Annotated in this window: 1 protein-coding gene; it reads right to left on the bottom strand. The window is 54.9% G+C overall.

All coding sequences use genetic code 11. From position 1 onward, the window contains the following. Nucleotides 1-27: 27 nt before the first annotated feature. Nucleotides 28-837, bottom strand: a complete 810-nt coding sequence (locus tag H4Q31_RS21180; RefSeq protein WP_185181059.1) for a MarR family transcriptional regulator — start codon at nucleotides 835-837, stop codon at nucleotides 28-30. Nucleotides 838-865 lie beyond the last annotated feature (28 nt).

Consider the following 865-nt stretch of genomic DNA (forward strand, 5'->3'; position numbering starts at 1 on the left):
CGATCTGCTCGACCTCTTCCAAACGAGTTACCTCTTCGGTCTTTGATTTGGTATCGTATAGCCTACTCTTCTTCCTGTCGGCGACAACAATGGAGTCAGCAAGCCCTTCTCTTCTAGAGATCTCATATGTGTCATAGCCGTGTGTCGATGGATCTCTAATTCTTGCGCAACCAGCGAAGGCGTAATCTTCTCTCCATGGCAAGTAAGGCTGAAGTGCATGATCGCCCGTTCATACACCCCTAGACGAACTGTCTCTTCCTGACCCCACTTCGCCAATGCCAGGAGCACGGTCTGCTGGCAGCGCTCCGTCCTCTCCATCACAGCGTCGTAAGAGAACCGAAGCATTCGCCACTCGTCGAGCAGCAGCAAATTCTGCCTCTCCTCGTTGCGATCGAATTGCCAGCGGCTGATATCCCGCCAATGCGGACCGAAGCCATCGCATTCCAGCAATAGCTCCAACTGACGCGATGGCATATAGGCATAGTCGACAAAGTTGACACCGCCGCGAATATCCCGAATCTCATATTCCGGATGAAGATGGTCCAGATTCCCAAACGCTGGCCATAGAACTCGAGCCGCGAGCATTCTCTCAGCATGGCCATGCTCTTCCTGCAATCGCCGCTTCCGTTCACCGCGGCTCTCCGCAAGCGCGCGCGCCATCATCTGCGCATAGGCGTGTTCGAATGCGGGATCCGCGCTCCCATTCGCGGTCTCCTGAGGACCTGCGGCTGAGACAGCGCTTCGAGCCACCTGTCTCGCGGCATCTCCCTTCCTCCTATTCCGCGAGCCATCCATCGCCAGTAACGCTTGCTTCCCGTTAGCCCTATCATTCTTCATCCTACATTCCTCCCTCAATAAATTAATG

This window comes from Cohnella lubricantis (assembly GCF_014212015.1).
Taxonomy (GTDB): Bacteria; Bacillota; Bacilli; order Paenibacillales; family Paenibacillaceae; genus Cohnella; species Cohnella lubricantis.